The 4895-nt window shown below is 25.6% G+C and carries 5 protein-coding genes; 1 reads left to right on the top strand and 4 read right to left on the bottom strand.

Annotated features, from left to right (window positions below; all coding sequences use genetic code 11):
* Positions 1-158: 158 nt before the first annotated feature.
* The 3 genes from AB4Y15_RS13690 to AB4Y15_RS13680 form a co-directional block, all read right to left on the bottom strand.
* Positions 159-830, bottom strand: a complete 672-nt coding sequence (locus AB4Y15_RS13690) for a hypothetical protein (RefSeq protein ID WP_427340904.1) — start codon at positions 828-830, stop codon at positions 159-161.
* Positions 831-1170: 340 nt separating this feature from the next.
* Positions 1171-1845: a hypothetical protein gene (locus AB4Y15_RS13685; RefSeq protein ID WP_427340903.1), complete on the bottom strand. Its 675-nt coding sequence runs from the start codon at positions 1843-1845 to the stop codon at positions 1171-1173.
* Between the two features lie 68 nt (positions 1846-1913).
* On the bottom strand, positions 1914-2510 hold the full coding sequence (locus AB4Y15_RS13680; protein WP_427340902.1) for an extracellular solute-binding protein: 597 nt from the start codon (positions 2508-2510) through the stop codon (positions 1914-1916).
* A 530-nt stretch (positions 2511-3040) separates the two neighbouring features.
* Between AB4Y15_RS13680 and AB4Y15_RS13675 the strand changes: the two genes are divergently transcribed.
* Entirely contained in the window at positions 3041-4333 is a 1293-nt protein-coding gene (locus AB4Y15_RS13675) for a hypothetical protein (RefSeq protein ID WP_427340901.1), read from the top strand.
* A 138-nt stretch (positions 4334-4471) separates the two neighbouring features.
* On the opposite strand, the gene AB4Y15_RS13670 is transcribed toward AB4Y15_RS13675, so the two are convergent.
* Positions 4472-4895 (bottom strand): hypothetical protein (locus tag AB4Y15_RS13670; protein WP_427340900.1); only part of this gene is annotated, 424 nt, incomplete at its 5' end.

Genomic DNA, 4895 nt, shown 5'->3' with positions numbered 1-4895 from the left:
CTTCTATCGATTTTACATCATCTGGCCAAAGTCTGAACTCATATCTATCTGCCGTCTTTAATGCAATAGATATAGCCTTCTCCCACCAATCATAACTTTTATATATATTTGCAAGTGGATTTTCTGATGAACTAATTATTTCTGCTGATATCCATATATTATACATTAAATACAACACCTCTATTATAGTAAAATCTTACTTCTTCAATATCTGGTTGGGAAAAAGGTAAAACTGGTATAGGATCCATAGGTATTACTAAATCTAAAAGAGCAACTATTATTAATCCCCAGATTGCAGCTTTAACAATCCAGTTACCATTTTCACTTACCCTCTTAACAATCCTTTTTGCTGCTGATACAACTGCTGATACAGCATCTTTCCAATTATTAAAACATTTATCAATTATGGTACTCTTGCTAACACTATCCCATACATACAAGCAATTTCTTCCATTTCTAGAGTATTTAACTATGTGGAAATTTAAAACCTGTCTATTATTCTTAACTTTTGTAACTATAAGATTTACATGATTTACAGGATAATTTTGAAATTTCCCAAATCTTCCAAAATGTTGGTTTGTCATTTTAAATTCCAAATTCCCCACTTTGTATGGCCCCCAAGCTAATCCAGCACTATTTAATACTTTATAATCTAAACTTTTATTTAAAATAGCACTATTTTCAATTCTTTTCAATAAGTTACCATTTTCTAGTATTCTTAATTCTTTGACATTGCTATAATCTAATTTTTTTGCAAATACACTATTCCCTGAACTAATTAAAATTACTATAGCTAGAAAGAAACTTAAAAATCTAATATTTTTTCTCATATAAATATCTCCCCCTTCTAAAACAATACTGTCAAAGATTTTAATATAATATTCAACTCAATTCATTGATTTTACCTAAAATTCACATCAAAACCCTGCCACCACCCCCTAAAATTTAAATTATTATAATAATCACAAAATTCTACAATTGTTAAAAAAACTAAAATTATTTAATAATAGGTGTGTTATCTAATATAGATTATATATATGGAATGTCAAGTATTTTTTTCTTTAATGTAATCATTTTTTTATATAGGTAAAATACTCCAAAAATAAATAAAGCATATTTTCTAACTCTAAAAAAAGATACACTAGAACCGTCCCCTTGTGTCCATTATATTTATTCATTCAACCACATATTATATTTACTCTCAATTTTCTGCAACTCTTTACTCATTTCTTCATCTGTATAAGGTTTATCGGCAAAAACAATCTTGAATAAATCCTTATATAAATTTTCAATTATATTTTTATACAGTACATCATAATCACTTAATGGCTTAATTTTGCCTAATCTTAATTGCTTTAATACATACTTTCTTATCGGCACTAATTTAGTATTACTGTAATTATTTCTTTCTAGTTCGTCAATCAATCTTTCAATTTCCTTATTAACAGGATATTGACTAGATTTATCACTATACATTTTCAGCTGAATTTCATCATCTAATAATCCGTTTATAAATTTAATTCCCATTTCTTGATTTTTGCCATTTTTATTTACAATAAATCCTTCAACCTTTAAAGGACTACTATCCACTACATTAGGTAATATTATTTTATTTTGTATATCTATTTCTTCATCTCTATAGAAGGTCTTGAGTGGATTATACCAAATATAACTTCCCCATAATCTCTTTTCAGCATTATTAATCATTTCTTGAATAGCCTTTTTATACTCTTTTGAACCTTTCTCAAAATGCATTTTATAAAAATTTTCATACGTATAATCTTTCTCTAAAATATATCTACCTGAAAAAATTTCAGCTCTTATGTCTCTTAAGCATTTTTTCACTTTATCATTATCTAGCTTAATAACCTTATTAGAACTATCTAAAATATCTAAATCATGTAATTTATAATCTAAAAGGCTAAAATATTGAAATGTGTAAATTTCTGGATTTTTTCAAGCCACATTTTTCTTATCTTCAAATAGTCTTCCTTTTTCCAATCATCAAATATCGGTTCTTTTATTCCTAATTCCTCAAAAACTTCCTTATTTAAAGCCATAGGTAAATAAGACATGCCAAAAGGCACAAAATAGTCTGGTTCTGCTGACAGCCCCTCATAAATTTTATTAAGATTTGGGATTCTATCTTTTACATTCAAAGTAATTCCTCTGTCTATAAATTTTTTATATTCACTTCCTAAAGGAACTAGTAATAAAGTTGGACCATCTTTATTATGTAATATTGAACTCAACTTTTTTTTATATGAATAACTATCAGCAGCATTAATTATATAAAATCTTACTTCAATCCCATTTTGCTTTGCAAAATCATGAACATATTCTTTCAAAATACCTTTATAATAATCAGTTTTTTTATAACCATAATCTGTTATCACTATAGTCATCTCATCATATTCACCATTTCGATTACCTGATTTTAACGTATCAACAGAAGAACATCCAGCTAGAAATATAACCATCAATTGAATTAGCATTACAACTTTTTTCATTTATATCTCCCCTGCTTTATTTTTCATTTTATACTCAATAATAGTTATTTAACTCTTACAACTTTTCAATGTCTCTTTCTAAAAAATTTAATATCTGAATAGCTCTATTAATTTAATATACTTCTTACTGCTAAAAATGTACTTTCCAAACTAAATTTCCACTTCTTTAATTAATTACAACATAACATTATTAATAATTTATATTTTCTAATTTCAATAAAAATTTCCTTCAAAATTTTTATTTATTTGATTTCATAACCTTATTATATAAATTAAATAGAAAAATATATAAAATTTGATTTTTAAAGGTTAAAACAGTTAACAATGGTTTTTAAGTTTCTAAAAAACATTATTGATGAATATTGGGAATTAATTTATAATAAAGCCAAAGAGCAAAATCGTCAATTTGAACAAATCAAAGTAGTTTTTGTTGAAATCCATAAACGGAAATTATATTTGAAATTATCTACTTTTTAATATGGAATATATAAAACTTTTGATACATTAATTAAAAATTTGGAGGATTTAGTATGAAAAAAATTATATTTATTTTATTAATTTTTAGTTTAATATTAGTTTTTATAGTAACCTATATTCAACCAAAAAATAATAAGATATTCGTGAAAAGTTACACTTATATGAATATAGATACAAAAGGTACAAAATTGTCTAAAAAGAATGCTGTTGAATCAAAAACAAAAATAAAATTTGATTTTTTATATAAAAACAAGATTATATTGCAAGGAAAAATAAAATATCCAGACAATACAGAAGATAAATTTTATATAGAAGGAGAAATTAAAAAAAGTGAAGATAATGAAAATATAATATTTGGAGATTTAGTAGATAAATCTAACACTTTTGAAATTATAGATTTTAGACTAGACAATGACTTCAAAAACAGTTTTTTATATTCTGTAGATGATTATAAAAATGTAGAAAAGAGTAACATCAAAAAAGCTATTAGATTATACTTATTAAATAAAAAAACTAGAAATTTTACTATGATAGAAATACTAAATCCTAATTATACAAAGTCGCAAAGAGAATTTATTGATAAATTAGAAACTGGAAAAATGGATTTAAAAACAAAGTTTTGGTACTCTAAATTAGTAAAACATACTACTAGAATAAAGGAAAATAAAATAAACGAAATTAAAGTTACAGGGACTTATCCAAAATATAGCTCGGAACTGCACTATCATACATACGATTTTTTAGGAGCACATATTAGCGAGTTTATAGAAATAGGATACTACTATAATTATCCTGCAAAAACTGTTGGACATGGAAATGTTGTAACTATTTTAAAAATAGAAAAAAAATATACTTCCTGTGCTAATTACCCAGAATTTTCTGATCCAAATAATTCTTCTTTAGTTATCGGACTTGGAAGAGATTCAGTTATACAATTACAAACTGATGAAGGCGAATATATAAGAGATTTAACTCTGGCAAAACAAGCTAAAGAAAGTAATAATAATCTACAGATTAAAATTGGATGGGCATCCGGTAATCCTAGAACTGGAATTAATGTACCTTTAGATTGGAATAAAGAAAATGGAATAAGTTTTAATAGTTCTAATAAAGGAGACAATGTAGTAAAAAAAGCAAAAGTAACCTTTGGTGCAGGTTATTATTTAGAAAATGTAAATGATTATTTTAAAGTAACATTTAAAATAGGAACTCATTCAAAACATGGTACTCCGGGTACAAAAAATTTAAAGATAACTTATGATTATTCTGTTGCAAGTCTTGAATCTTATCATCAAGAACATGTAACTAAAGATATATCTGTTGATTATGAAGTAATAGAATATTAAAAAGAAAATTCAATATTCATAATAGTATATGAAATAAATGACAAAGAGAATAATTTAATATTTATTGAGTACATAAATCAATAAGGGACGGTTCTTCTGTTTCCTTAAGGATACACTAGAACCGTCCCCTTGTATCCTTTAAACTACTTCATCGATCCATACTTCTTCTACTGAGGAACTTTGCTCCATCATTTTTTTTACATCTAATACTTCGTTATAATTGTTCACAGTTATAGCTACTTCTTCTCCATAATGACTTGAATAAAATTTCGGTTCATCATTCCTATACAAATTTACAGTAAACCACTTAATATATCCTGAACTTGTTAGGTAATCACTTAATAAAAGCCTTTTTATTCTATCATCAATTAAGCCCTTATAAACCAACTCATTAGTTTCAAAATTATCAACCTTTTTCAACAATAAACTAATATCTTCTATCGATTTTACATCATCTGGCCAAAGTCTGAACTCATATCTATCTGCCGTCTTTAATGCAATAGATATAGCCTTCTCCCACCAATCATAACTTTTATATATATTTGCAAGTGGATTTTCTGAT

This window comes from Caloranaerobacter longqiensis, assembly GCF_050286925.1.
Classification (GTDB): Bacteria; Bacillota; Clostridia; order Tissierellales; family Thermohalobacteraceae; genus Caloranaerobacter.
This window is presented reverse-complemented; position numbering and strand designations above follow the sequence as displayed.

Bases quoted from the DNA above. Each gene is read 5' to 3' on its own strand.
- AB4Y15_RS13690 (WP_427340904.1), bottom strand. From the start codon at position 830: ATGAGAAAAAATATTAGATTTTTAAGTTTCTTTCTAGCTATAGTAATT.
- AB4Y15_RS13680 (WP_427340902.1), bottom strand. From the start codon at position 2,510: ATGAAAAAAGTTGTAATGCTAATTCAATTGATGGTTATATTTCTAGCT.
- AB4Y15_RS13675 (WP_427340901.1), top strand. From the start codon at position 3,041: ATGAAAAAAATTATATTTATTTTATTAATTTTTAGTTTAATATTAGTT.